21 protein-coding genes are annotated in these 24,207 nt (G+C 70.2%); 8 read left to right on the top strand and 13 right to left on the bottom strand.

All coding sequences use genetic code 11. The annotated features are described in order from the left end of the window. Nucleotide 1 precedes the first annotated feature (1 nt). The 4 genes from WG922_RS13005 to WG922_RS12990 all read right to left on the bottom strand — a co-directional run bounded on the left by WG922_RS13005 (nt 2) and on the right by WG922_RS12990 (nt 6,807). Nucleotides 2-862 carry a CAP domain-containing protein gene (locus tag WG922_RS13005; RefSeq protein WP_340283089.1) on the bottom strand — a complete coding sequence of 287 codons (861 nt, stop codon included), beginning with the start codon at nt 860-862 and terminating at the stop codon, nt 2-4. Nucleotides 863-1,032: 170 nt separating this feature from the next. After that, complete coding sequence (locus WG922_RS13000) at nt 1,033-2,430, bottom strand: efflux transporter outer membrane subunit (protein ID WP_445322829.1); 1,398 nt, start codon at nt 2,428-2,430, stop codon at nt 1,033-1,035. After that, on the bottom strand, nt 2,427-5,597 hold the full coding sequence (locus tag WG922_RS12995) for an efflux RND transporter permease subunit (protein WP_340283088.1): 3,171 nt from the start codon (nt 5,595-5,597) through the stop codon (nt 2,427-2,429). Before WG922_RS12995 ends, WG922_RS13000 begins: the two co-directional genes overlap by 4 nt. Nucleotides 5,598-5,610: 13 nt before the next feature. After that, nucleotides 5,611-6,807: an efflux RND transporter periplasmic adaptor subunit gene (locus WG922_RS12990; RefSeq protein WP_340283087.1), complete on the bottom strand. Its 1,197-nt coding sequence runs from the start codon at nt 6,805-6,807 to the stop codon at nt 5,611-5,613. Between the two features lie 68 nt (nt 6,808-6,875). Between WG922_RS12990 and WG922_RS12985 the strand changes: the two genes are divergently transcribed. Together WG922_RS12985 and WG922_RS12980 are read left to right on the top strand one after the other, a co-directional pair. Further along, the gene (locus tag WG922_RS12985) at nt 6,876-7,553 is read left to right on the top strand and encodes a TetR family transcriptional regulator (RefSeq protein WP_340283085.1); all 678 of its coding nucleotides are present in this window, start codon (nt 6,876-6,878) and stop codon (nt 7,551-7,553) included. 69 nt (nt 7,554-7,622) lie between these two features. After that, nucleotides 7,623-8,591 (top strand): TRAP transporter substrate-binding protein, encoded by a 969-nt coding sequence (locus tag WG922_RS12980; protein ID WP_340283084.1) that lies wholly within the window; start codon nt 7,623-7,625, stop codon nt 8,589-8,591. 30 nt (nt 8,592-8,621) lie between these two features. On the opposite strand, the gene WG922_RS12975 is transcribed toward WG922_RS12980, so the two are convergent. Further along, nucleotides 8,622-9,272: an ATP-binding cassette domain-containing protein gene (locus WG922_RS12975; protein WP_340283225.1), complete on the bottom strand. Its 651-nt coding sequence runs from the start codon at nt 9,270-9,272 to the stop codon at nt 8,622-8,624. A 194-nt stretch (nt 9,273-9,466) separates the two neighbouring features. Continuing rightward, complete coding sequence (locus tag WG922_RS12970; protein ID WP_340283083.1) at nt 9,467-10,210, bottom strand: ABC transporter permease; 744 nt, start codon at nt 10,208-10,210, stop codon at nt 9,467-9,469. A gap of 122 nt (nt 10,211-10,332) precedes the next feature. Between WG922_RS12970 and WG922_RS12965 the strand changes: the two genes are divergently transcribed. Next, the gene (locus WG922_RS12965) at nt 10,333-11,448 is read left to right on the top strand and encodes a substrate-binding domain-containing protein (protein WP_340283082.1); all 1,116 of its coding nucleotides are present in this window, start codon (nt 10,333-10,335) and stop codon (nt 11,446-11,448) included. A 45-nt stretch (nt 11,449-11,493) separates the two neighbouring features. On the opposite strand, the gene WG922_RS12960 is transcribed toward WG922_RS12965, so the two are convergent. The 6 genes from WG922_RS12960 to WG922_RS12935 all read right to left on the bottom strand — a co-directional run bounded on the left by WG922_RS12960 (nt 11,494) and on the right by WG922_RS12935 (nt 17,345). Beyond that, nucleotides 11,494-12,399 (bottom strand): NAD(P)-dependent oxidoreductase, encoded by a 906-nt coding sequence (locus tag WG922_RS12960; protein ID WP_340283079.1) that lies wholly within the window; start codon nt 12,397-12,399, stop codon nt 11,494-11,496. Between the two features lie 40 nt (nt 12,400-12,439). Next, nucleotides 12,440-13,438, bottom strand: coding sequence for a Bug family tripartite tricarboxylate transporter substrate binding protein (locus WG922_RS12955; protein WP_340283078.1), 999 nt, complete (start codon nt 13,436-13,438; stop codon nt 12,440-12,442). A gap of 16 nt (nt 13,439-13,454) precedes the next feature. After that, entirely contained in the window at nt 13,455-14,777 is a 1,323-nt protein-coding gene (locus tag WG922_RS12950) for a TRAP transporter large permease (RefSeq protein ID WP_340283077.1), read from the bottom strand. Next, a complete protein-coding gene (locus WG922_RS12945; RefSeq protein WP_340283076.1) occupies nt 14,774-15,274 on the bottom strand; it encodes a TRAP transporter small permease in 501 nt (166 codons plus the stop codon). Before WG922_RS12945 ends, WG922_RS12950 begins: the two co-directional genes overlap by 4 nt. Nucleotides 15,275-15,346: 72 nt before the next feature. Next, the gene (locus WG922_RS12940; RefSeq protein ID WP_340283075.1) at nt 15,347-16,396 is read right to left on the bottom strand and encodes a TRAP transporter substrate-binding protein; all 1,050 of its coding nucleotides are present in this window, start codon (nt 16,394-16,396) and stop codon (nt 15,347-15,349) included. Between the two features lie 175 nt (nt 16,397-16,571). Then, nucleotides 16,572-17,345: a GntR family transcriptional regulator gene (locus WG922_RS12935; RefSeq protein WP_340283074.1), complete on the bottom strand. Its 774-nt coding sequence runs from the start codon at nt 17,343-17,345 to the stop codon at nt 16,572-16,574. Nucleotides 17,346-17,526: 181 nt separating this feature from the next. Between WG922_RS12935 and WG922_RS12930 the strand changes: the two genes are divergently transcribed. The 5 genes from WG922_RS12930 (at nt 17,527) to WG922_RS12910 (ending at nt 22,957) form a co-directional block, all read left to right on the top strand. Continuing rightward, on the top strand, nt 17,527-18,585 hold the full coding sequence (locus tag WG922_RS12930; RefSeq protein ID WP_340283073.1) for an aromatic ring-hydroxylating dioxygenase subunit alpha: 1,059 nt from the start codon (nt 17,527-17,529) through the stop codon (nt 18,583-18,585). Nucleotides 18,586-18,592: 7 nt separating this feature from the next. Further along, nucleotides 18,593-19,543, top strand: coding sequence for a PDR/VanB family oxidoreductase (locus tag WG922_RS12925; protein WP_340283071.1), 951 nt, complete (start codon nt 18,593-18,595; stop codon nt 19,541-19,543). Nucleotides 19,544-19,609: 66 nt separating this feature from the next. After that, nucleotides 19,610-20,722, top strand: a complete 1,113-nt coding sequence (locus tag WG922_RS12920; protein ID WP_340283069.1) for a 5-methyltetrahydropteroyltriglutamate--homocysteine S-methyltransferase — start codon at nt 19,610-19,612, stop codon at nt 20,720-20,722. A 222-nt stretch (nt 20,723-20,944) separates the two neighbouring features. Continuing rightward, on the top strand, nt 20,945-21,757 hold the full coding sequence (locus tag WG922_RS12915) for a substrate-binding domain-containing protein (protein WP_340283068.1): 813 nt from the start codon (nt 20,945-20,947) through the stop codon (nt 21,755-21,757). 339 nt (nt 21,758-22,096) lie between these two features. Beyond that, nucleotides 22,097-22,957: a cytochrome c oxidase assembly protein gene (locus tag WG922_RS12910; RefSeq protein WP_340283067.1), complete on the top strand. Its 861-nt coding sequence runs from the start codon at nt 22,097-22,099 to the stop codon at nt 22,955-22,957. Nucleotides 22,958-23,082: 125 nt separating this feature from the next. Here the strand turns inward: WG922_RS12910 and WG922_RS12905 are convergent, their stop codons facing one another. Beyond that, nucleotides 23,083-24,189, bottom strand: coding sequence for a hypothetical protein (locus WG922_RS12905; protein ID WP_340283066.1), 1,107 nt, complete (start codon nt 24,187-24,189; stop codon nt 23,083-23,085). Nucleotides 24,190-24,207 lie beyond the last annotated feature (18 nt).

Genomic DNA, 24,207 nt, shown 5'->3' with positions numbered 1-24,207 from the left:
CTCAGCGCGGCGTGGCGAACACCTGGGCCCAGTAGATGCCGTGCTGGCTGGCCCGCTCGGTCGCGAACGCAACGCCCATCTGCGTGAACGCGGGCTGCATGATGTTGGCGCAATGCCCGGGGCTGTCGAGCCAGCCCTGCACCACCGCTTCGGCCGTCTGCGGCCCCGCGGCCACGTTCTCGCCCACCCGGCGCCAGTCGTAGCCGGTGCGGTCCACCCGCTGGTCCACCGTGCTGCCCTGGCTGCCGGTGTGGTCCATGAAGTTGTTGCGGGCCATGTCCTGCGCATGCGCCGCGGCGGCCTCGTTCAGTCGCGGATTCAACTGCAGCGGCGCAGCGGCCTCGAAGCGCTCGTTGCCGCAGCGACGCGGCTCGGAGCGTGCCTGGTTCACCCCCTCGAGCACCCGGCGGGCGACATCCGGCGCCTGCTGCTGGGAGGGCGGGCTGAACGGGTCGGCCAGCACGATCCAGGTGGCATTGCCCGCGCGGTGGATCCCCACCTCGGAAAGCTGCCCGTTCAGCAGCGGCTCGCAATAGCGCTGGCGCACCGTCTCGACCATCGCGGGCACGTCCGAGTGTCCGCTCAGCTGGATCTGGAACGCGCGGTCGGCGCGGTAGCCGGCCTGCTGCAGCGCCTGCTGCAGGCCGGTGCCCTGGGCCATCCGCCGGGCCGCCGCGGACAAGGCGGGCACGGTGCGCAGCGGAGCCGACAGGCCCTGCTTGCCGCCGCACCCCTGGCTGCGCGCCTGCGCGAGCGCCTGGGCCAGGCCCTCCTCGCCGGGCGGCTCTTTCTGGGCAAAGGACGCGGGGACGGCAAGGGCCAGACCCCACAAGACGGCAGCAGCAGCAGCAGGAAGTCGCATGCCGGTGGGATGCCGCGGCGGCAGAAAAGTGCCTGCGGATGGGCCAGGCCTGTGCCGGCTCCTTTGTTGGCCGAAGTACGGCCGTCGCCCTCGGGTTCGGGAAGGCCGCCCCACACCGGGGCCGGCGGCAGGGATGCCGTGGCTCGCAGCACCAGTCCTGCGTCAACAGCCTAGGGCGCCAGTTCGGTCCAGCCGCCGCCCAGCGCGCGGTACAGCGCCACTTGGTTGAGCAGCACCTGCAGGCGGTTCTGGATGACCGCCTGCCGGGCGGTGAAGGTGCTGCGCTGCGCGTCGAGCAGTTCGAGGCTGCTGGACACACCCGCGTCATAGCGCAGCTGCGACAGCCGCAGCCGCGTCGCTTCGGCCTCCGCCACGCGCTGCTGGGCCGCGAGCTGCTCGGCCAGCAGCCTGCGGCCCGCCAATCCGTCGGCCACTTCGCGAAAAGCTGCCTGGATGGCCCGTTCGTACTGCGCCACCGCGATGTCCCGCGCGGCCTCGGACGCACGCAAGGTGGATCGGTTGCGCCCGGCGTCGAACACGGTCTGCAGCAACTGCGGCGCCGCAGTGAACGCCCAGGTGCCGCCCTGGAAGAGGCTGCCGAGCTCCGCACTGGCCGAGCCCAGCCCCGCGGTGAGCGTGATGCGCGGGAAAAAGGCGGCGCGCGCCGCGCCGATGTTGGCGTTGGCCGTCACCAGCTGCATCTCCGCCTGGCGCACGTCCGGCCGCTGCACCAGCACCTGCGAGGGCAGCCCGGCGGGCAGCTGCGGCAATGCCACACCGTCGAGCGTGGTCGCCGCGCGGAAATCGGCCGGCAGCGCCTGGCCCAGCAGCAGATCGAGCGTGTGCTGGTCCAGCAGACGCTGGCGCTGCGCCTGCGCGAGCACCACGCGCGCAGATTCGGCCAGCGACTCGGCCTGCCGCAGGTCCAGTTCGGACGAGGCGCCGTTGTCGAAGCGCAGCTTCACCAGCCGCAGCGACTCCGCGCGCGTCTGCAGCGTGCTGCGCGCCAGCGCGAGCAGCTCCTCGTCGGCCAGCAGGTTGAGCCAGGCCGTGGCCACCGAGCCGACCAGTGCGACCTGCGTCGCCCGGGCGGCCTCGCGGGTGGCCAGGAACTGCGCGCGTGCAACCTCGCCGAGGCTCGCGATGCGGCCGAAGAAGTCGATCTCCCAGGATGTCACCAGCAGCCCGGCGCTGTAGGTGGTGACCGGGTCGCCCGTGACGCCACGCGCGCGGCTGGCGTTCACGCCCACGCCGACGTTCGGCACGCGCTCGGCATTGCGGATGTCGAACTGCGCGCGCGCCTGCTCGATGTTGGCGATGGCCGCGCGCAACTCGCGGTTGTTGGACAGCGCCGTGGCGATCAAGCCGCGCAGCTGCGGCTCGGCGAAGAACCGCTCCCATTCGAGGCTGGCCGCCTCGGCATCCCCCACCGCAGGCGCGGCGTGCGGAAAGCGGTCGGGCACCGGCAGCGCCGGCCGCTCGTAGACGGGCATCACGGAGCAGGCCGACAACAGCAGTCCCGCCGACAGCGGCGCCATCGTGCGGCGCCACGCGTGCATCTTCCTCATACCTGGTCTCCTGCCGTCGCTCCGCGCGGCATGTCGTGCCCGTATTCGTGCGCGTGCAGCTTGCGCTGGCGGTCGCTGCCGCGGAAGAGGCGGCGCACCACGACGAAGAACACCGGCACGAAGAACACCGCCAGCGCCGTGCCGGTGAGCATGCCGCCCACCACCGCCGTGCCGATCGCGCGCTGGCTGGCCGAGCCGGCGCCCGTGGCGATGGCCAGCGGCACCACGCCCAGACCGAACGCCATCGAGGTCATGACGATCGGGCGAAAGCGCAGGTGCGCCGCGGCCAGCGCGGATTCGACCAGGCTCCTGCCCTGCGCCTGCAGGTCCTTGGCGAACTCGATGATCAGGATCGCGTTCTTCGCCGACAGCCCGATGATGGTCACCAGCCCCACCTGGAAGTACACGTCGTTGGCATAGCCGCGCAGCCAGGTCGCGAGCAGTACGCCCAGCACCCCCAGCGGCACCACCAGCACCACCGCGAGCGGGATCGACCAGCTCTCGTAGAGCGCGGCCAGGCACAGGAACACGGCCAGGATGGCAAAGCCGTACAGGATCATGGCCTGGGCGCCGGCCAGCTTCTCCTCGCGCGACTGGCCGGTCCATTCGTAGGCGAAGCCGGTGGGCAGCTGCCCGGCCAGCCGCTCCATCTCGTCCATGGCCGCTCCGGTGCTGTAGCCGGGCGCGGGCGCGCCGGAGATGCGCATGGCGGGGTAGCCGTTGTAGCGCACGGTCTGCATGGCGCCGGTCACCCAGCGCGTGGTGGCGAACGCCGACAGCGGAACCGGCCGTCCCTGGTTGTTGATTGCGTTGAGCTCCAGCAGGTCGCGCGGCTGCATGCGCGCCGGTGCATCGGCCTGCACGATCACCCGCTGCAGCCGCCCGCGGTTGGGAAAGTCGTTGATGTAGCTCGAACCAAGTGCGGTGGAGATCACCGAATTGATCGCGTCGAAGGACACGCCCAGCGCCTGCGCCTTGTCGCGGTCGATGTCCAGCTGCAGCTGCGGCGCGTCCTCCAGCCCGTCCGGCCGCACCTGCGCCAGGATGGGGCTCTTGGCCGCCAGCCCGAGCAGTTGGTCGCGCGCTGCGATCAGCGCCTCGCGGCCCGCGCCGCCTCGATCCTGCAGGCGGAAGGTGAAGCCTGAAGCAGTGCCCAACTCGGGAATCGGCGGCGGGCTCAAGGGGAAGATGAAGGCGTCCCGAATACCCGCGAGCGCGCCGAAGGCCCGGCCCGCGAGCGCCTGCGCCGACTGGCCCGGCTCGGTGCGCTCGTCCCAGGGCTTGAGCGTGACGAAGGCCAGCGCGGCGTTCTGCCCCTGTCCGGAAAACGAGAAGCCCAGCACGCTCACCATGCTCTGCACCTCCGGCTGCTTGAGCACGAATGCCTCGACCTGCTCCATCACGCCGCGGGTGCGCTCGAGAGTCGCGCCGGGCGGCAGCTGCACGTTCACCAGCATGTTGCCCTGGTCCTCGGCCGGCAGGAACGAGGTCGGAAGGCGCGTGTAGACGAACGCCGCGGTGGCGGCGATGACGCCGTAGAGCACCAGCCAGCGCGGCGCCCGGCGCAGCATGCGCGCGACCACGCCTTCGTAGCCCTTGGCCGTACGGCTGAAGCCGCGGTTGAACCAGCCGAAGAAGCCGCGCTTCTCATGGTGGTGGCCCGCAGCCACCGGCTTGAGCAGCGTGGCGCACAGCGCCGGCGTGAGCGAGAGCGCCATGAGCGCCGAAAACGATATGGACGACACCATCACCGCGGCGAACTGGCGGTAGATGTTGCCCGTGGAGCCGGCGAAGAACGCGAGCGGCACGAACACCGAGATCAGCACCACCGTGACGCCGATGATGGCGCCCTGGATCTGTCCCATCGCCTTGCGCGTGGCCTCGCGCGGCGGCAGGCCTTCCTCGCTCATGATGCGTTCGACGTTCTCGACCACCACGATGGCGTCGTCCACCACGATGCCGATCACCAGCACCATGCCGAACATGGTGAGCACGTTGATCGAGAAGCCCAGCGCCAGCAGCGTGGCGAAGGTGCCCAGCAGGGCCACCGGCACCACCAGCGTCGGGATGATCGTGTAGCGCCAGTTCTGCAGGAACAGGAACATGACCAGGAACACCAGCGCGACCGCCTCCAGCAGCGTGACCACCACCTGCTGGATCGAGATGCGCACGAAGCGCGAGCTGTCGTACGGAATCTCCCAGCTCATGCCCTGCGGGAAATAGGGCGCCAGCTCGGCCATGCGGGCGCGCACCGCGTCGGCCGTGGCGAGGGCGTTGCCGGTGGGCGCGAGCTGCACGCCGATGCCGGTCGAGGGCTTGCCGTTCAGGCGTGCGGACGTCGCGAAGTTCTGGGCGTTCAGCTCGACGCGGGCCACGTCTGCCAGCCGCACGGTCGAGCCGTCGGGGTTGGCGCGCAGCACGATGTTGCGAAACTGCTCCTCGGTGCCGAGCTGCCCGTTGACGATCACCGTCGCGGCGATGCCCTGCCCGGCGATGTTGGGCAGATCGCCGATGGTGCCCGACGAGACCTGCGCGTTCTGGGCGCGGATGGCGGCGTTCACCTCGGCGGTGGACAGGTTGAAGGACGCGAGCTTCTGCGGATCGATCCAGATGCGCATCGCCTGCTCGGTGCCGAACAGCTGGGCCTGGCCCACGCCGGGCAGGCGCTGGATTTCAGGGAGCACCGAGCGCGAGGCGTAGTCGCCCAGGTCCACCGGCGTGAAGTTCGGATCGTCCGAGCTGAGGATGGCGAACAGCAGGAAGTTCGAGCGGGCCTTGTCGACGCGCACGCCCTGCTGCGTCACCGCCTGCGGCAGCCGCGGGCTGGCACGGGCGAGGCGGTTCTGCACGTCGACCTGCGCGAGGTCGGGGTTGGTGCCGGGCTGGAAGCTCAGCGTGATCTGGCCGCTGCCGTTGGCCTGCGCCACCGATTCCATATAGATGAGGCCGGGGGCGCCGTTCATCTCTTGCTCGATCACGCTGATGACGCTCTGCTCCAGCGTGCGCGCGGAAGCGCCGGGGTAGGTGGCCGAGACGACGATGGACGGCGGCGCGACCGGCGGGTACTGGGACACCGGCAGCTGCGTGATGGCGACCGTCCCGATGACGATGAGGAAAAGTGCGATGACCCACGCGAAGATGGGCCGGTCGATGAAGAAGCGGGCCATGAACTGCCGCTCCTCAGGACTGCTTGTTGGCCACCGGCGCCGGCGCACTGGCCGGCGTGCCGTTCTGCCAGGGCACCGGCTTGACGGGAGCGCCCGGGCGCAGCTTCTGGAAGCCGTCCACGATCACCTGCTCGCCGGCCTTGAGCCCCTCGAGGATCACCCACTGGTTGCCCTGCGAGTCCCCCACCTGCACCTGCCGCTGCGACACCATGCCGTCGGCACCGACCACCATGACCGTGTCGGCCTGGCCGCCGCGCGTCACCGCCTGCTGGGGCAGCAGCACCGCGTTCTGGGCCTGTGCCTGCTGCAGCCGCACGCGCACGTACAGGCCCGGCAGCAGGTCGCCGCGGGGGTTGGGCACCTCGCCGCGCAGGCTCACCTGGCCGGTGGCCTGATCGACCGACAGGTCGGAGAACAGCAGCCGGCCCGGATGGGGGTATTCGCTGCCGTCCTCCAGCAGCACGCGGAACAGCGCACCGCCCTCGCCCGCGCGCTGCAGCTTGCCCTGCTCGAACGCCCGGCGCAGTGCCAGGACCTCGCTGGCCGGTTGCGTGAAGTTCACGAAGAGCGGCTGGATCTGCTGGATGACGGCCAGCGGCGTGGGCTCGCCCTGCCCCACCAGCGCGCCTTCGGTGACCAGCGCCCGGCCGATGCGCCCGGAAATCGGTGCCACCACTTCGGAATAGCCGAGGTTGATGCGGGCCGTCTCGACGGCGGCGCGGCTGGCGGCGACCTCTGCCTCGGCCTGCTTCTGCGCAGCCTGCGCGTTGGCGTACTCCTGCTGGCTGATGGCGTTGGCCTCGGCCAGCGGCTTGTAGCGCTTGGCCGTGGCCGACGCGTTGCCGAGGCTCGCCTGCGCACGGGCCAGGCTCGCCTCGGCGCTGGCCAGGCTCGCGCGGTAGGGCGCGGCATCGATGCGGAACAGCGCTTGGCCGGCCTTCACGTCGGAGCCTTCGCGGAACAGCCGTTCCTGCACGATGCCGGCCGCGCGTGCCCGCACCTGGGCCACCCGTGACGCTTCCAGCCGGCCCGGCAGCTCAGTCACCAGCCCCACCGGCCCGGGGTTGACCGTCACCACGCCCACGTCGGGCGGCGGCGGTGCGGCGGCGGCCGGCGGTGGCGCCGCCTCCTGACGGCCGCAGCCCGCCAGCACGCTGGCGACGGCAAGGGAAAGTACGAGCGAGCGGAAGAGCGGCAACGGCAGGGCCATGGATCGCCTTGGGAAGAAATGAAGCAAGCCGCGCAGTATACATACATGCGTGCATGTATAGTCCGGCGATGGCCCGACGTACCAAGGAAGAAGCTCTCGCAACGCGCTCCGCGCTGCTCGACGCCGCCGAGCATGTGTTCCAACGCCAGGGCGTGTCGGCGAGTTCGCTCGCCGACATCGCGGCCGAGGCGGGCGCGAGCCGGGGGGCCATCTACTGGCACTTCCAGGACAAGGCCGATCTCTTCAACGCGATGATGGAGCGGGTCAGCCTGCCGCTCGAGCATGCCCTGCATGGCGCCGACACCGGCGAGGCGCGGGATCCGCTGCCGGCGCTGCATGCCGCGCTGCTTGCCGTGCTCGCCCGGGTAGCCAACGACCCGCGCACGCGGCGCGTGCTGGAGGTGGCGACCCACAAGGTGGAGTACGTGGACGGCGTGATGGGATCGGTGCGCGCGCGGCACGTGCGCGTGCGCGACGAGTGCCTGCTGGTGGTGCGGGAGGTGCTGGGCCGCGCGGCCCGCTGGCGTGGCGTGACGCTGCCGGTGCCCCTCGACGCCGCTGCGCGCGGCCTGCACGCGCTGGTCGATGGACTGATCCAGAACTGGCTGCTGGCGCCGACCGCATTCGACCTCGAACGCATTGGTTCGCAGGCGCTGCACGCCTACCTGGCCGGCCTGGGGCTCTCGCCCGATGCCAGCGCACCGGAGACGGCGGCGCAGCGCGGAGCAGCCGCGCGCCCCGGGTAATACCGCATCACGCGCACGGCGCCGCGCGCGTACCCTGCTGCTCCCAACGCAACCCCTTGCGGAGCACCGATGAAACTGAAGTTCGCGCTTTCCGTCGCCGCCCTGGCATTCGCCTCTGGCCAGGCCTTCGCGCAGGCCAAGTGGGACCTGCCGGCGGCCTACCCCGCCAGCAACTTCCACACCGAAAACCTCGTGCAGTTCGCCAACGACGTGGACAAGGCCACCGGGGGCAAGCTCAAGATCACGGTGCACCCGAACGCGTCGCTGTACAAGGCGCCGGAGATCAAGCGCGCGGTGCAAGGCGGGCAGGCGCAGATCGGCGAAATCCTGCTGGTCAACTACCAGAACGAGTGGCCGCTGTTCGGCGCCGATGGCATTCCCTTCCTGGCCGACAGCTACGACGGCGCCATGAAGCTCTACCAGGCCCAGCGTCCGCTGCTGGACAAGAAGCTCGGCGAGCAGGGGATGATGCTTCTCTACGCGGTGGCCTGGCCGCCGCAGGGCATCTACACCAACCGCACGCTCAATTCGGCCGCCGACATGAAGGGCCTGAAGTGGCGCGCCTACAGCCCGGCAACCGCCCGCATCGCCGAACTCGTGGGCGCGCAGCCCGTGACGGTACAGGCCGCGGAACTGTCGCAGGCCATGGCCACCGGCGTGGTCGATTCCTACATGTCCTCGGGCTCCACCGGCTTCGACACCAAGACCTACGAGCACATCAAGCGCTGGTACGACACCCAGGCCTGGCTGCCCAAGAACGCCGTCATCGTGAACCGGGCCGCGTTCAACGCCCTCGACAAGGGCACGCAGGACGCGCTGCTCAAGGCCGGCGCCGACGCCGAGAAGCGCGGCTGGGCCGCAAGCCAGCGCACGAACCGCGAGTCGCTCGACAAGCTCAAGGCCAACGGCATGCAGATCGTCGAGCCTCCGGCGCAGCTGAAGACCGACATGCAGAAGGTCGGCGAGACCATGCTCAAGGAGTGGCTCGACAAGGCCGGCCCCGAAGGGCAGCAACTGGTGAACGCCTACCGAAAGTAGTGCGAGCGCCGCAGCGGCGCGGCCGATAGATCAGTAGCTCTCGCCCCGCAGGAACTGCTCGGCCGGCGGCGAGACCCCCCGCAAGACCTCACGGTCGAAGAAGCGTTCGGCGGGGAGGTCGGCCAGCAGCTGCCCCTGTTCGAGGTAGAGCACGCGCGTGGCGAGGCGCTTCACCTGTCCGAGGTTGTGGCTCGCGAACACCAGCGTGGTGCCCGACTGCGCGAAGGCGGCGACCAGACTCTCCACCTCGCGCTTGGCATGCGGGTCCAGGCTCGAGGTGGGCTCGTCCAGGAACAGGACGTCGGGCGCGAGGCTCCAGGCCCGGGCCAGCGCGAGCCGCTGCTGCTGGCCGCCGGAGAGCGCGGGCGCGTGGCGTTGCGCCATCGGGGCGAGGCCGACGCGCCCAAGGGCGTCGAGCGCACGCGCACGCGCATCGCGCCAGCGCAGACCGCGCAGCCACAGCCCCAGCGCCACGTTGTTGACGGCGCTGGTGCGCAGCATGAACGGGCGCTGGAACACCATGGCTTCGCGCGCATGGGCCTCGCGCCGGCGGCTGCCCGTGCTGGGGCGGACCAGCCCGTGCAGCACGCGCAGCAGCGTGCTCTTGCCGCTGCCGTTGGAGCCGATGAGCGCCACCCGCTCGCCGCGGTCGATGCGCAGATCGAGGGCGTGCAGCGCCATGACAGGCCCGAAGCGCACCGACACGTCCTGCAGCACGAGCAGCGGTTCGCAGCCCGCCGCAGTCGCCGCCTGCGGCGCCTCAAGGCCGGCAAGCGACGAGGCGTTGCGTGGGGTCGAGGCGCTGTGCCGGGCCGCCGCAGCTGCCACGCCCGCAGCGGGTGCACCGTGGAGCACCGGGGATGCGGCGTCAGGCTTCATGCCGCCACCTCGGCACCGGCGCGCGGCAGCACGGCTGCGTCGCCGCGCGACAGTCGCCAGCGGCGCAGCAGCGCCACCAGCGCATTCAGCGCAAGCACCACCGCCAGCAGCACGATGCCGAGCGCCAGCGCCAGCGCCAGGTCGCCCTTGCTGGTCTCCAGGGCGATGGCGGTGGTCATGACGCGGGTGAAGCCATCGATGTTGCCGCCCACGATCATCACCGCGCCGACTTCGGAGACGGCGCGGCCGAAGCAGGCGATTGCCACGGTGAGCAGGGCATAGCGCTCGTGCCAGGCAAGCAGCAGCGCACGCAAGGCGGTGCCGGCGCCCAGCGAGGCGAGCTGCTCGCCGTGCGGGCGTTCGCTGTCCTCGACCACCTGGCGCGTCAGCGCGGCGGCCACCGGCAGCACCAGCACCGACTGCGCCAGCACCATGGCCTCGAAGGTGAAAAGCAGCCCGAGGAAGCCCAGCGGCCCGGAACGCGACAGCAGCAGGTACACCACCAGACCGACGACCACCGAAGGCACGGCCAGCAGCGTGTTCAGCACGGTGAGCACCGCGCCGCGACCGGCGAAGCGCCCGACCCCCAGCAGCGCGCCCAGCGCCACGCCGAACCCGCACGCCAGCGCGCAGGCCGCGGCGCTCACGCCCAGCGAACGCGCCACGATCGCCCACAGCGCCGCGTCGCCGCGCACGATGAGGTCCCACGCCGCCAGGGCGCTGTCCGAAAAGCTGCTCATGGGCCGCCATGCTAGGGCCGTCCCGCACCCCATCCGGTAAGTGACTTCCGCTATGAACCCGCGAACATAGCTGCCGGGCACCCGTGCCGACCTGCTCGTTCGCAGCGGCATACTCGCGCTCCGTGCACAAGATCGAACTCTCGTACGCGCTCACGACCGAGACGGGCGAGCGCGGCATCCGCAATCCCCTGATCGGCCTGCTGCAGGCCGTGCGGCAGGAGGGCTCGATCTCGGGCGCGGCGCGCCTGCTGGGACAGTCCTACCGCCACGTCTGGGGTGAGTTGCGCCGCTGGGAGGCCGAGCTCGGGCGAGGTCTGATCGTCTGGGACAAGGGGCAGCCGGCGCGGCTCACGCCCTTCGGCGAGAAACTGCTGTGGGCCGAGCGCCAGGCGCAGGCCCGGCTCGCACCGCAGATCGAGGCGCTGCACGCCGATCTCGAGCGCGCCTTCGCGGTGGTGTTCGACGACCGTACCCAGGTGCTCACCCTCTGGGCGAGCCACGACGACGGCATTGCAGCGCTGCGCGACCATACGGCCGTGCAGGGGCTGCACCTGGACATCCGCTTCGTCGGCAGCGTCGATGCGATCGCCGCACTCAACGAGGGCCGCTGCACGCTCGCGAGCTTTCACACGCCGCCCTCGCCCGCCGAGGGCACGCTCGCGCAGCGCATCTACCAGCCGCTGCTGCGGCCAGGGCTGCACAAGATCATCGGATTCGCCCGGCGACGCCAGGGGCTGCTCGTGGCGGCGGGCAACCCGCAGGACGTGCGCGACCTCGCCGACGTGGCGCAGCGGGGTCTGCGCTTTGTCAACCGCCCGCTGGGCAGCGGCACGCGGCTGCTGGCCGAGCAGCTGCTGCTGGACGCCGGGCTGCGCGCCGGACAGATCACCGGGTGGGACCGCATCGAGCCCTCGCACGCTGCGGTAGCCGAGGCGGTCGCCTCGGGCACGGCCGACGCCGGCCTCGCCATCGAGAGTGCGGCGCACGGCCGCGCGCTGGGGTTCGTGCCGCTGCTGGCTGAGGACTACTTCCTGGTGTGCCTGAAATCGACCCTGGAGGAGTCGCCGGTGCGCGCGCTGCGTGCGGCGCTCGCCGATCCTGCCTGGCAGGCGCGCCTGGCCACCCTGCCCGGCTATGCGCCCGCGCGCAGCGGCGAGGTCTTGAGCCTGAGTGCGCAGCTGCCCTGGTGGCACTTCGGGCGCAGGCGTGGCACGGACGCCGGCTCCGGAACCAGCTAGCGCCGCCTCTGCACCGCGCTCGAGCGGCCACGAGGCTTCTTCGCCTCAGGGCTGCTCGCGTTCGCCCAGCAGCCGGTCGGCGTAGTCCTGCCAGCGCGCGCCTTTCGGGATGTCCTGGAAAACGCCGCGCGCAGCGCCGTCCGCCACCCACTGCTGCTTGTCGGCGATGGCCGCCGTCATCAGCGGCTCGAAACCCGCTTCACGCACCGTGTTGGCCGCCTCGCGCATCTCCTCGGCGCGGCGCTTGCCGTGCTGCACGACCCGGCTGAAGAAATAGGCGCCCTGGGCGTTCCAGTCGATCGACGGGAAGGTCTCGGCCAGCGTGGGCAGCACGTGGTCCTCGACGCCGTAGGCCCGCGCGGTGGCGTAGCTCTCGATGACCAGCGCCTCCAGGCCCTTGATCATCACGCTGCGGCACATCTTGATGGCGCTGGCCACGCCCAGGGCGTCGGACACGCAGCGCGCGTCCATGCCCCAGCCTGCCAGCACCGGCGCCAGGGCTGCGGCCTGCGCGCCGCCCAGCAGCATCGGCACCCGGATGCCGTAGGGCGGCACCGAGGTCATCACGCCGGCTTCGACATAGTGCGCACCGCCTACCTCGATGGCCGCGGCCGCCTGCTGCTTGGTGCCGGGCGATGCGGAGTTCAGGTCCAGGAAGACGGCGCCGGCCTGCATGGCGGGCGCCGCTTCCTGCGCAACGGCCAGCGTGTTCGACGCCGTCACCGCGGAGATGACGAGGTCGCAGGACGCGCACAGCGCCTGCATCGACTCGCGCGCCTCGATGCCCGCACTGCGGGCGCGTGCAAGCGCCGCGTCGCGCTGCGGTGCGCCGGGTGCGAAATGCAGGTCCCATGCCGCGATGGATTCGATGCCGGACTGCGGGCGCAGGCCCGCACCGAAGATCTGGCCCACTTCGCCGAAGCCGACCAGGCCGATGTGACGGATGTTCATGCGGGTGCCTCCTTGTGGCCGCGCGGACGCGGCCCGTCGTTCATTGCTTGGGGATGCTGGCGCGCGCTATCACCTCACCCCAGCGCCGCACGTCCCGTGCGAGCAGCTCGCCCAGCTCGCGCGGCGTGCTGCCCTGGGCGTGCAGCGTGAGGTCGGCCAGGCGCTGGCGCACCTCGGGCTGGGCGAGTGCGCCGTTGATCGCCTTGTTCAGGCGCTCGATAGCCGCTTCGGGCGTCTTGGCAGGTACCGACAGGCCGTTCCACGAAGAGGCGTTGAAACCCGCCAGGCTTGCGCCCGTTTCCGCCACGGTGGGCACGCCCGGCAGGCCTGCTTCGCGCCGGTCGCCCAGCACCGCGAGCGGGCGCAACGCGCCGGCCTTGATCTGGCCCATGACGGGCCCGAGGATGTCCACGCCGACATCGACCTGGTTGCCGCGCAGCGCATTGATCAGCGCGGGCGTGCCGTTGAAGGGTACCGTCTGCGCATCGATGCCCGCGGCGCTCTTGAACAGTTCCGCCGCGAGATGCTGGGTGGTGCCCAGCTGGGGCGAGCCGATGTTGAGCTTGCCCGGGTTCGCGCGGGCGTGGGCCAGCAGCTCGGACAGGGACTTGAAGCGGCTGTCCTGCGGCACGAGCAGCGCGAGGTTGAAGGTGGCCAGCTGCGAGACCGGGGCGAAGTCGCGCAGGGTGTCGAAGGGCAGCTGCTTGAACAGGCTGGCGCTCACCGCCGTGCCGCTGGAGACCAGCAGCATGGTGTGGCCGTCGGGCTCGGCCCGGCTCACCGCTTCGCCGGCGATGACGCCGCCGGCGCCGGGCCGGTTCTCGACGATCACCGGCTGGCCCAGCGGGCCGGAGATGGCCTGGGCGATGGTGCGTGCGGTGATGTCGGCCGCACCGCCCGGCGCGAGCGGCACGACGATGCGCAGCGTCTTGGTGGGGAAGGCCGCGGCCGCGCCTTGCGCCCAGGCACCCGGTGCCAGCAGCACGCCGGCGCCTGCGCAGGCGGCCGCCTGCAGGAAGTCACGTCGAAGTCGGGCCATGAAAATTCTCCGCTCGTCAGAACAGAACCTGGATCAGGTACAGCGAAATTCCCGGGAAGAACAGCAGCAGCACGACCCGCATCACGTCCCAGGCGAGGAAAGGCAGGACACCTTTGTACGTCTCCACCATCGGAACGTCGGGCGCCAGGTTGTTCACCACGTAGACGTTCAGCCCCACGGGCGGCGCGATCAGCCCGATGCCCACGGTCATGAGCACCAGGATGCCGAACCAGATCGCCTTCAGGTCGGGCGCCAGGCCCCACAGGTCGAGGCCCATGACGGCCGGGAAGATGACGGGAATGGTGAGCAGCAGCATCGACAGCTCGTCCATCACGCAGCCCAGCACCACGTACAGCAGCAGCACCGCCGACACCACGACCAGGGGCGATACCGGCAAGGTCGTGACCCAGTCGGCCACGCGGGCCGGCATTTCCGTGAGCGCCAGCGAGGTGTTCATCATGTCCGCGCCCAGGAAGATCAGGAACACCATGGCCGTGGTCTCCGAGGTGGCGACGAAGGCGCTGACCAGCGCCTTGCGCCCCAGCTCGCGCCGCAGCGCGCCGGCCACGAAGGTGAGCAGCGCGCCGATGGCCGCGCCCTCGGTGGGCGAGAAGACGCCGCCGTAGATGCCGCCGAACACCGTGAGGAAGATCACCACGATGGGCCAGATGGAGCCCAGGGCGCGCAGGCGCTCGCCCCAGCCCACCGGCTCGCTCGGGGTGGCGAACTCGGGCCGGACGCGGCAGTACAGCGCCACGACCACGATGTAGCCGAGCATGGCAAGCAGCCCGGGGATCATGGCCGCGGCGAACAGCTTGGCGATGTTCTGCTCCGTCAGGATGGCGTAGACCACCAGCGGCACGGACGGCGGGATCAGGATGCCCAGCGCGCCGCCGGTGGCCAGCGACGCGGTGGACAGCCGGCCGTGGTAGCCGTGGCGCTTCATCTCGGGGTAGGCTACTTGCGTGATGGTGGCCGAGGTCGCGACCGACGATCCGCACACCGCGCCGAAGGCGGCGGCGCTCAGGATTGCCGCCATCGCCAGGCCGCCGCGAATGTGGCCGATGAAGGCCGCCGCCGCACGGAACAGATCGCGGCTGAGGCCACCCTGCGTGGCGAACTGCCCCATCAGCAGGAACAGCGGAATGACGCTCAGCTCGTACACGGTGAGCCGTGCCACCGCGCTGCCCTTGAGCAGATTGAGCAGCGGATCGGCGCCTGTGAGTACGAAGTAACCCAGCGCGCCGGGCACGAACATGGCCGCCGCGATGGGCGTGCGCAGCGCCATGAGCAGCAGCATGGCGCCGAACATGGACAGTCCGATGGCGGTGGCGCTCATGCCGCGCCTCCTTCGAGCGCCGCCAGCGGACGCTGCGCGAAATGCATGGCGGTCTGCACCAGCGCGATCAGGCAGGCCAGTCCCAGTCCGGGCGCCAGGGCCGCGTACGACCACCACATGGGCAGGCCGAGGATCATGGTGGACTCGTAGGCCTCGTGCACCGAGAAGGCACCGACGCTGGTGCGCCAGGCGAGCAGCGCGTAGGTGGCTGCGAGGAGCAGCGTGCCGATGCCGTCCAGGCGCCGGATGGTGGGAGCGGGCAGGCGCTGGGTGAAGAAGTCCACGATGATGTTGGCGCCCTTGAGCTGGCACCACGGGATGCCCAGCGAGATGGCGAGCGCGATGCCCATCTGCGTGAGCTCCACGTCGCCCTGGATCGGCTCCAGCCAGATCGCGCGCCCCACGACGCTCCAGGTCACCAGCACGGCGACCCCGAATGCCACGGCCGACCCCAACAGGGCGAACCACAGCGTCAACGCCCTCAATGCTCTGAACATCCTCGCACTCCTGCAGACACGAAAAACGCCGGCATCGCGGCCGGCGTTGCGGTCAGGCCGTCGGCCCGCCGGTTACTTCTTGGCGGCGTCGCCCTTGTACTTGGCCAGCAGGTCGCGGGCGTCCTTGAGCATCTCCTTGCCCGGAAGCTTGCGGTTTTCGAGGTCGCGCACCCATTCCTGGTACAGGCTGTCGCTGGCCTTCACCCAACGATCGGTCTCGGCCGGGGACAGCTGGATGAAGTTGTTGCTGCGCGCCTCGGCGAGCTTGCGCGCCGCGGGACGGCTCTCGTCCCAGACCTTGCCGATCTGGCGGGACAGCTGGGCGCCCGAGTTGTCGTCGATCACCTTCTTGAGGTCGGCCGGCAGGCTGTCGTACTTGGCCTGGTTCATCGCGAAGATGAAGCCGGCGGTGTAGAGCGCCGGGTGGCCCGGGTCGGTCTCGGTGTGGTACTTGCTCATCTCGTGCAGCTTGAAGGCGGGGATCACCTCCCAGGGCAGCACGTAGCCGTCGATGGTGCCCTTGGACAGTGCATCGGCGACGCCGGTCACCGGCATGCCGACCGGCGTGGCGCCCAGCTTGCCCAGCAGCTTGTTGGTCTGCCGCGTGGGAGCGCGCATCTTGAGGCCGCGGAAATCCTCGAGCTTGTTGACCGGCTTGGACGAGGTGTGCACGAAGCCCGGGTCATGCACCCAGGTGGCCAGGATCTTGGTGCCCGGGAATTCTTCCTTGGCGTGCTTCTGGTAGTAGTCCCAGGACGCCTGCGCGCCCTGCTCGGCCGAGCTCACCATGAACGGCAGCTCGAACACCTCCATGCGGGGGAAGCGGCCGGCGGTGTAGCCCGGCAGGGTTACCACGAGGTCGTCCACGCCATCCTTCACCCGGTCCACCAGCTGCGGCGGGGTGCCACCGCCGGACATTGCGGGCAGCAGCTGGCAGCGCATGCGGTTGTTGGACTCGGCCGCGATCTTGTCGCACCAGGGGCCGATCACCTTCTGCGGCGCCATGGCCGCGGTGGGCCAGATGTGGTGGAACTTGAGCACCACCTCCTGGGCGGAGGCGGAGCCGGCGGCGAGGGCCAGCGCGGCTGCTGCATACAAGGCGGGGCGGGAACGCGATTTCATGGAAGTCTCCTGGCTCGGTGGTTCGATGGATTCGACGGTTGGAACACGGAACGGCCCCGCCGTGGACGCATCGTGTCGCGAGGCGCCGCAGGCACGAAGAGGCGCGGCTTCTCGCAGCGATGCAGCTGCGCGCATGGGGGCCGGCTAGATGAAAACGGGGCGAATGGTACTCCTGTCAGGAACGCTGCCGTATCAGGCGCATGCCGGGCATGCGGCTCATGTCGTGGCTGCGGACGGCCTCGTGCAGGTTGCGCTGGGCCAGCCGCGCGTGCTCTCGCATGATGGCCTCGGCGCGGCTGCCGGCGCGCTGCTCGATCGCTTCGAGGACCTGGCGGTGCTGGTCCTGCGCGACCACCAGCATGTCCCGCGCCTGCGGCGTCTCGGCCTGCAGCACCACGAAGGCCGAGGGGGATGCGAAGGGCAGGCGCACCACCCGCTCCAGTTCGCGCGCGAGGGTGCCGCTGCCGGCCATCTCGGACAGGAGCTGGTGGAAGCGGGCATTCAGGCCGACGTAACGCGAAAACGCTTCGCCTTCCAGGGCGCTTGCGCGCAGCAGTGCGTCGATGCCGTCGAGGCAGGCGCGGGCCTCGGCCAGCACCACCGGCGCCACCCCCCGCTCGGCGGCCATGCGTGCGGCCAGGCCCTCGATGGTGCCGCGCAGCTCGATCGCGTCGAGGACGTCGCGCTCGGAGAAGGTGCGCACGGCGAACCCCCCGTTGGGCAGCGCTTCGAGCAGACCCTCCTGCTCCAGGCGCATGAGCGCCGCGCGGATGGGCGTGCGCGACATGCCGAGCTTGTCCACGATGGCCAGTTCGGCGATGCGCGCGCCGGCCGGAAGGTCACCCGCCAACACCAGTTCGCGCAGTCTCAGCAGGGCGCGCACGGCCTGCGAGCCGGAGGGCTCCACTTCGGGCGCTCGCGCTTCTTCGCGTTCAAGCTGGGCTGTCATGTATGCAATGTAGCCGAACGAACCGGCATAGAACCCGTGGTTTACCCGAGTTTCCGCCGATTGTCGGGATGTCGGACTGCTCGAATGTATACAACGAGAATCCAGCCTCGCATAATCTGGGCCGAAATCCTCCACTCCGACCTCCTCCACCCACCTCCACCTCCACCTCCCGGACCGAACCATGTACCCCAAGAACGCCTGGTACGTCGCCTGCACCCCCGACGAAATCGACAGCAAACCCCTTGGCCGGATGATCTGCGGCGAGCAGATCGCGTTCTACCGGGCCGAGGAAGGCAAGGTTGCCGCGGTGGAGGACTTCTGCCCCCACCGCGGCGCGCAGCTGTCGCTGGGCACCGTATGCGAGGGCAAGCTGGTATGCGGCTACCACGGCCTGGTGATGGGCTGCGACGGCAAGACGGTGTCGATGCCCGGCCAGCGGGTGGGCGGCTTTCCGAAGATCCGCAGCTTCCCCGTGGTCGAGCGCTACGGCTTCATCTGGGTCTGGCCGGGCGATCCGGCCCAGGCCGACCCCGCCGCCATGCACCACCTCGAGTGGGCAGAGAACCCCGAGTGGGCCTACGGCGGCGGCCTCTACCACGTCAAGTGCGATTACCGCCTCATGATCGACAACCTGATGGACCTGACGCACGAGACCTACGTGCACACCACCAGCATCGGCCAGAAGGAGATCGACGAGACCCCGGTGAGCACGCGCACCGAAGGCGATCACGTCGTCACCAGCCGCTTCATGGACAAGGTGATGGCCCCGCCCTTCTGGCGTGCCAACCTGCGCGGCAACGGCCTGCCCGACGACCAGCCGGTGGACCGCTGGCAGGTGTGCCACTTCTATCCGCCCAGCCACATCCTGATCGAGGTCGGCGTGGCGCTGGCCGGCCACGGCGGCTACCACGCCGAGGCGAAGTACAAGGCCTCCAGCATCGTGGTGGACTTCCTCACGCCCGAAACGGAGACCTCCATGTGGTACTTCTGGGGCATGGCGCGCAACTTCAACGTGAAGGACCGCAACCTCACGGCGCAGATCCGCGAAGGCCAGGGCAAGGTGTTCGCCGAGGACACCCAGGTGCTGGAGGCACAGCAGCGCAATCTGCTCAAATATCCCGACCGGCGCCTGCTGATGCTCAACATCGACGCCGGCGGCGTGCAGTCGCGCCGCATCGTCGAGCGCCTGATCGCGAAGGAACAGGCGCAGGGGCAGCCGCCCCTGCAGCAGGCTGCCTGAACCTGGAATGGGAACCATGGAATTGACCGTAGTGAGCCGCACGCCGCAGGCGGAGGGCATCGACAGCTTCGAACTCGCACGCGCCGACGGCGGGCCCCTGCCGGCCTTCAGTGCCGGCTCGCACATCGACGTGCACCTGCCCGGCGGGCTGGTGCGCCAGTACTCGCTGTGCAACGACCAGACCGAACAGCACCGCTACCGCATCGCGGTGCTGCGCGACCCGGCCTCGCGCGGGGGCTCGGTCGCCATGCACGAGCGCGTGAAGCCGGGCGACCGCATCACCGTGAGCGAGCCGCGCAACCATTTCCCCCTGGAGCACGCCCCCCACACCCTGCTGCTGGCCGGCGGCATCGGCATCACGCCGCTGCTGTGCATGGCCCAGCGGCTGGCCACGGCCGGCGCCAGTTTCGAGCTGCACTACTGCACGCGCTCGCTCGCGCGCACCGCCTTCCGCGACGAGGTCACCGCCTTCGGCGAGCGCACCCGGCTGCACCTCGACGACGGCGACGCCGCACAGAAGCTGGACCTGCCTGCGGTGCTGTCCGCGCAGCCGGCCGGCACGCGCCTGTACGTCTGCGGCCCTGCGGGCTTCATCGACTTCGTGGTGCAGGCCGCCAAGGCGCGCGGCTGGCCGGCCGACCGCATTCACCTGGAATACTTCGGCGCCGCGCCGCAGGACACCGCGGGCGACGGCGCCTTCGAGGTGCGCCTGGCCAGCACCGGAAAGACCTACACCATCCCCGCCGACAAGAGCGTCACCAGCGCCTTGCACGAGCAGGGCGTGGAGATCCTGGTCTCCTGCGAGCAGGGCGTGTGCGGCACCTGCCTGACCCGCGTGCTCGAAGGCGAGTGCGACCACCGGGACCTGTACCTCACCGACGAGGAAAAGGAGCGCAACGACCAGTTCACGCCCTGCTGCTCGCGCGCGAAAAGCGCGGTGCTCGTGCTGGACCTGTAGCCACGGCTGGCACTGCAGCCAGCCGCTAATATCGCGCCCGGCACACACAACGAGGACGACACAATCATGAAGCAACTCCCTGCCCGCTACGACCACGTCGGCAGCTTCCTGCGGCCCAAGTACCTGCTCGACGCGCGCGAACAGAAGGCCCGTGGCGAGATCTCACCCGAGCAGCTGCGCGCCGTCGAAGACAAGGCCATCGCAGAGATCGTGCAGTTCCAGCAGGACGTCGGCCTCAAGAGCGTCACCGACGGCGAGTTCCGCCGCACCTATTTCCATATCGACTTCCTCGAGCAGCTAGGGGGCGTCAAGACCGACGTGCCGGTCACCATCCGCAAGCCCGACGGCAGCGAGGAGCTGGCGCCGCCGGTGATCCGCGTGACCGACAAGGTGCGCCACGCCAAGGACATCCAGAAGGCCGATTTCGAGTACCTGAAGTCGCAGGTGGCTGCCGGCTGCACGCCGAAGGTGACGATCCCCTCGCCCACCATGCTGCACTTCCGCGGTGGCCGCGCCGGCATCAGCCGCGAGGCCTATCCCGAGCTCGACCCCACCTTCTACGACGATGTGGCCAAGGCCTACGGCGACGAGCTGCAGTCGCTCTACGACGCCGGCTGCCGCTACGTGCAGATGGACGACACCAACCTCGCCTACCTGTGCGACGAGAAGATGCGCGAGGCGGCCCGCCAGCGCGGCGACGACCCGAACGAGCTGCCGCACCGCTATGCCGGCTTCATCAACAAGGTGGTCGCGCGCAAGCCCGAAGGCATGCTGCTGGCCATGCACCTGTGCCGCGGCAACTTCAAGAGCACCCATGCGGCAGCCGGCAACTACGAGCCGGTCGCCGAGGCCCTGCTGTCCGAGATGAACATCGACGCGTTCTTCCTGGAGTACGACGACGAGCGCTCGGGCGACTTCCGCCCGCTGCGCTACCTGAAGGCCGGCAAGACCGTGGTGCTCGGACTGGTCACCACCAAGTTCGGCGAGCTCGAGAGCAAGGATGCGCTCAAGCGGCGCATCGACGAAGCGGCGAAGTACGCGCCCATGGAACAGCTGGCGCTGTCGCCGCAGTGCGGCTTCTCCAGCACCGTGCACGGCAACAACATCGCCGTCGAGGCCCAGCGCACCAAGTTGCGGCTGGTGATCGAGACCGCACAGGAGGTCTGGGGCGGCGCCTGAGCGCTTGGCGCTTGACGCCTCACCCGACGACGCAAGGCCCGCGGCTATCGCGGGCCTTTTTGCTGGTCCGCCCACCGCCGGCGTCGTCGCCGCGGCAGCTCTATGCTGGCGCGTTCATAGCTCGCAAGTCCCGAGTCGCTCGCGCCATGCGGGCCCTAGCATGCGGTCCCTGTCCCTCACCCCTGCCGCTCATCCCTGCCTCACACCGGGCAGCAACACACCATGCATTTCGCCCGCGCCTTCTGCATCGCCGCACTGAGCTTCGCAGCTGCCACCTGGTCGCACGCCCAGTCCAGCATCGTCGTCGCGTCAACCACCTCCACGGAACAGTCGGGCCTGTTCGGCCACCTGCTGCCGGCGTTCAAGAAGGCTACGGGCATCGACGTGAAGGTGGTGGCCGTCGGAACCGGCCAGGCGATCGACATGGCGCGACGCGGCGACGCCGACGTGCTGTTCGTGCACGACCGCGTGGCCGAGGAGAGATTCGTCGCGGACGGGTTCGCGGCGCGGCGCCACCCGGTCATGTACAACGACTTCGTCGTGGTGGGCCCCCGCTCCGACCCGGCGCGCGCCTCGGGGGCCGACATCCAGGAGGCCTTCAGGAGGGTCGCGACCACCGGCTCGACCTTCATCTCCCGCGGCGACAAGAGCGGCACCCATGCCGCGGAGCTGCGCTACTGGAAACAGGCCGGCCTCGAGGCCGGCAAGACCGTCGGATACCGCGAGTGCGGCTGCGGCATGGGTCCGGCGCTGAACATCGCCGCCTCGAGCAGCGCCTACGCACTCGCCGACCGTGCGACCTGGCTGAACTTCAGGAACCGCGCCGACCTCGCCGTTCTGGTCGAAGGCGACAAGCGCCTGTTCAACCAGTACGGCGTGATGGCCGTGAGCGCGAACAAGCACCCGCACGTCAAGGCGGCCGAGGCGCAGAAGTTCGTCGATTGGATCGTTTCGCCGCAAGGGCAGCAGGCGATCTCCGCCTATCGCATCGGTGGCGAACGGCTGTTCTTTCCGAACGCCGGCACCGATAACTGAGTGGGCCCTCCCCCGGTCGCGCCTCGTGCACGGCTGGCGCCTCACCATCGCGTGGCCCCGCCCGTCGGTGGGTGTGCGCCGGGGCCTCCACCGCCACGGCAAGGCGCGGCAATCGCCACTCTCCTACGGCCTGTCGCGCTCGGCGCTCGCACAATGATCGGCTTCGCCTCCTCGGCGCCCCCTTTCGTACCGCACGCATTCCTCTGCAGCGCAATGCCCCGCCGGAACAGTCGTCCCCCAGCACCGCCGGTCCCACGCACGCCGCAGTGCGGGCGCCTGAGGACGGGCGCCGCACTGGCGGCGCTGGGCTGCCTTGCGCTTCCTGCCCGCGCGCACCTGGTGGCCGGGCTCGAGGGCCATGACCTCTGGCACGCGTGGAGCGACCAGCTCTGGCTGTGGCTGCTGTGGGGATTGCCGGGTCTGCTGGTGGTGGGTGGCATCGCGCGCCTGTGGGGGCAGGCACGGTGGGGGGCCGGCGTGAGCTTCGCGCAGGCCGGCTGCTTCGTCGCCGGATGGCTGGCGCTCGGGGCGTCCCTGCTGTCGCCGCTCGATGCGTTCGGCGAAGTGCTGTTCTGGGCGCACATGGTGCAGCACGAAGTCGTGCTGCTGGTGGCGGCGCCGCTGCTGGTCCTCAGCCGCCCGCTCGGGCCGCTCGTGTGGGGCCTGCCCGCGGCCTGGCGTCCCGGCGCCGCGAAGCTGGCGCGCGGGCTCGGGCTGCAGTGGGCGATGCGTATCACCACGCGGCCGCTCACCGCCTGGTGGGTGCACGCCGTGATCCTGTGGGGCTGGCACGTGCCCGTGCTGTTCGACGCCGCGGTGCGCCACCAGTGGGTACACGATCTTCAGCACACCAGTTTCCTGCTGGCGTCGCTGGTGTTCTGGTGGGCGCTGTTCCAGGGACGCGGGGGACGCGAGCGCGAGGGGGCCGCGATCTTCTATCTGTTCACGACGCTGCTGCACACCTCGGCCCTGGGCGCGCTGCTCACGTTTTCGCGCCGCGTCTGGTACCCCGTCTACGAGGGGCGCACCCAGGCCTGGGGCCTCACCGCGCTCGAAGACCAGCAGCTGGGCGGGCTCATCATGTGGGTGCCCGGCGGCATGGTGTTCCTGGCGGCTGCGCTGGTGCTGTTCGCCTCCTGGCTGGAAAGCGGAAACACCACCGCGCGCGGCCGGACGGCGCCGGTCCGCGAGCCGCGCTAGGACGCAGGGGAAGCACCGGCGCAGGAAGGCGCAGGAAAGGCGCAGACACGACGAGCTGCCGCGCAAGGTACGAGGACGTTCAAACTTGCGGCGCAACGCCCTGCCGGCCAGGCTGCCGCGCACCTTCAGGCGCGCCCGATCGCCCGGCCCTTGATCATGGCTGCCGCCGCGGCGTCGGCGACCGGCTCGGCGGCGATTGGCCCACGCGCCGGGTGCTGCTCGAGGGGCGCAGGCGCAGCGACGGATTCACCGGCGCCCGGTGCGCCGCCGGTGCACAACTCCTGCAGCACCCGCTGGCGCACCCGCGCATCGACATCGACCGGGAACTTGCGCGCGAAGAAGGCCGGCTGGCCGCGCAGCATTTCCAGGTGCTCCTCGAGCAGCAAGCCCGGATGCGCCTCGTTGAACCGGTGCACGTAGTGGTTGATCGGCCCTTTGCTCGCGCCGGCCTGCATCAGCAGGGTCGGAATCAGGAACTCCTCGGCGATGCGCAGCCGGCTGAAGTAGGCGCGCACGCCCTGCCGGTCGAAGCCGTCCACCAGCGAGCGCAGCACCGAACGTCGCGCGCCGAACCACACCGAGCCGTAGTACGGGCGGAAGTCGCGGTCGAACAGGTGCCGGCCCAGGGCGGGCCGGCTCACCGCCCGCATGGTGCCGAGCGCGAGCTTGGGCAGGACACCGGAGCGCCCGCCGCTTCGGATCCAGATGCCGGCCTCGTCGCGCCGTGCATGCTCGCGGCCGAAGTAGGTCCAGGTGAGTCGGCGCGTGAATCGGTGACGCAGGCTGCCCTCGGGCGTGAACGCCCGGTAGCCCACCGACATCAGCGCATCGACGTCGTCCAGCAGATCGATGCAATCGAAGTGCGCGTCGGCGGGGCCGCACAGGTGCTGCTCGAACTGCGCCATGGGCTTGATCGGCAGGCAGCTCGGGCTGAGCAGCTGGAGGTAATCGAAATCGTGCTCGGCCAGCGCGTGCCTAAGCGTATGGAAGATGCCATCGACGAAACCGAACACCGCCCAGCCGGTGGGCACCGGCTCGGGCACGAAGACGGCATTGGGTGCCGTGAGGCGGAACTCCGGCTGCTGGCTGAAGTCGTGGTGCACCAGGACCGTGTGCGGGGCCAGCGCCCGCACCAGCTGGTCCACTCCGGCCGCCGGCGCAACCGCCGACATGAGGGCGAACACGATGCGAGGCTGGTGGGGCGCTGCGCCCTGCATGGAATCCCGGTACACGCGTGCGTTCTCCGGGGC

Source organism: Ramlibacter sp. AN1015 (assembly GCF_037726105.1).
Taxonomy (GTDB): Bacteria; Pseudomonadota; Gammaproteobacteria; order Burkholderiales; family Burkholderiaceae_C; genus Ramlibacter.
Note: the sequence above shows the minus strand (reverse complement) of the source record. Positions and strands in the feature narration are given on the sequence as shown.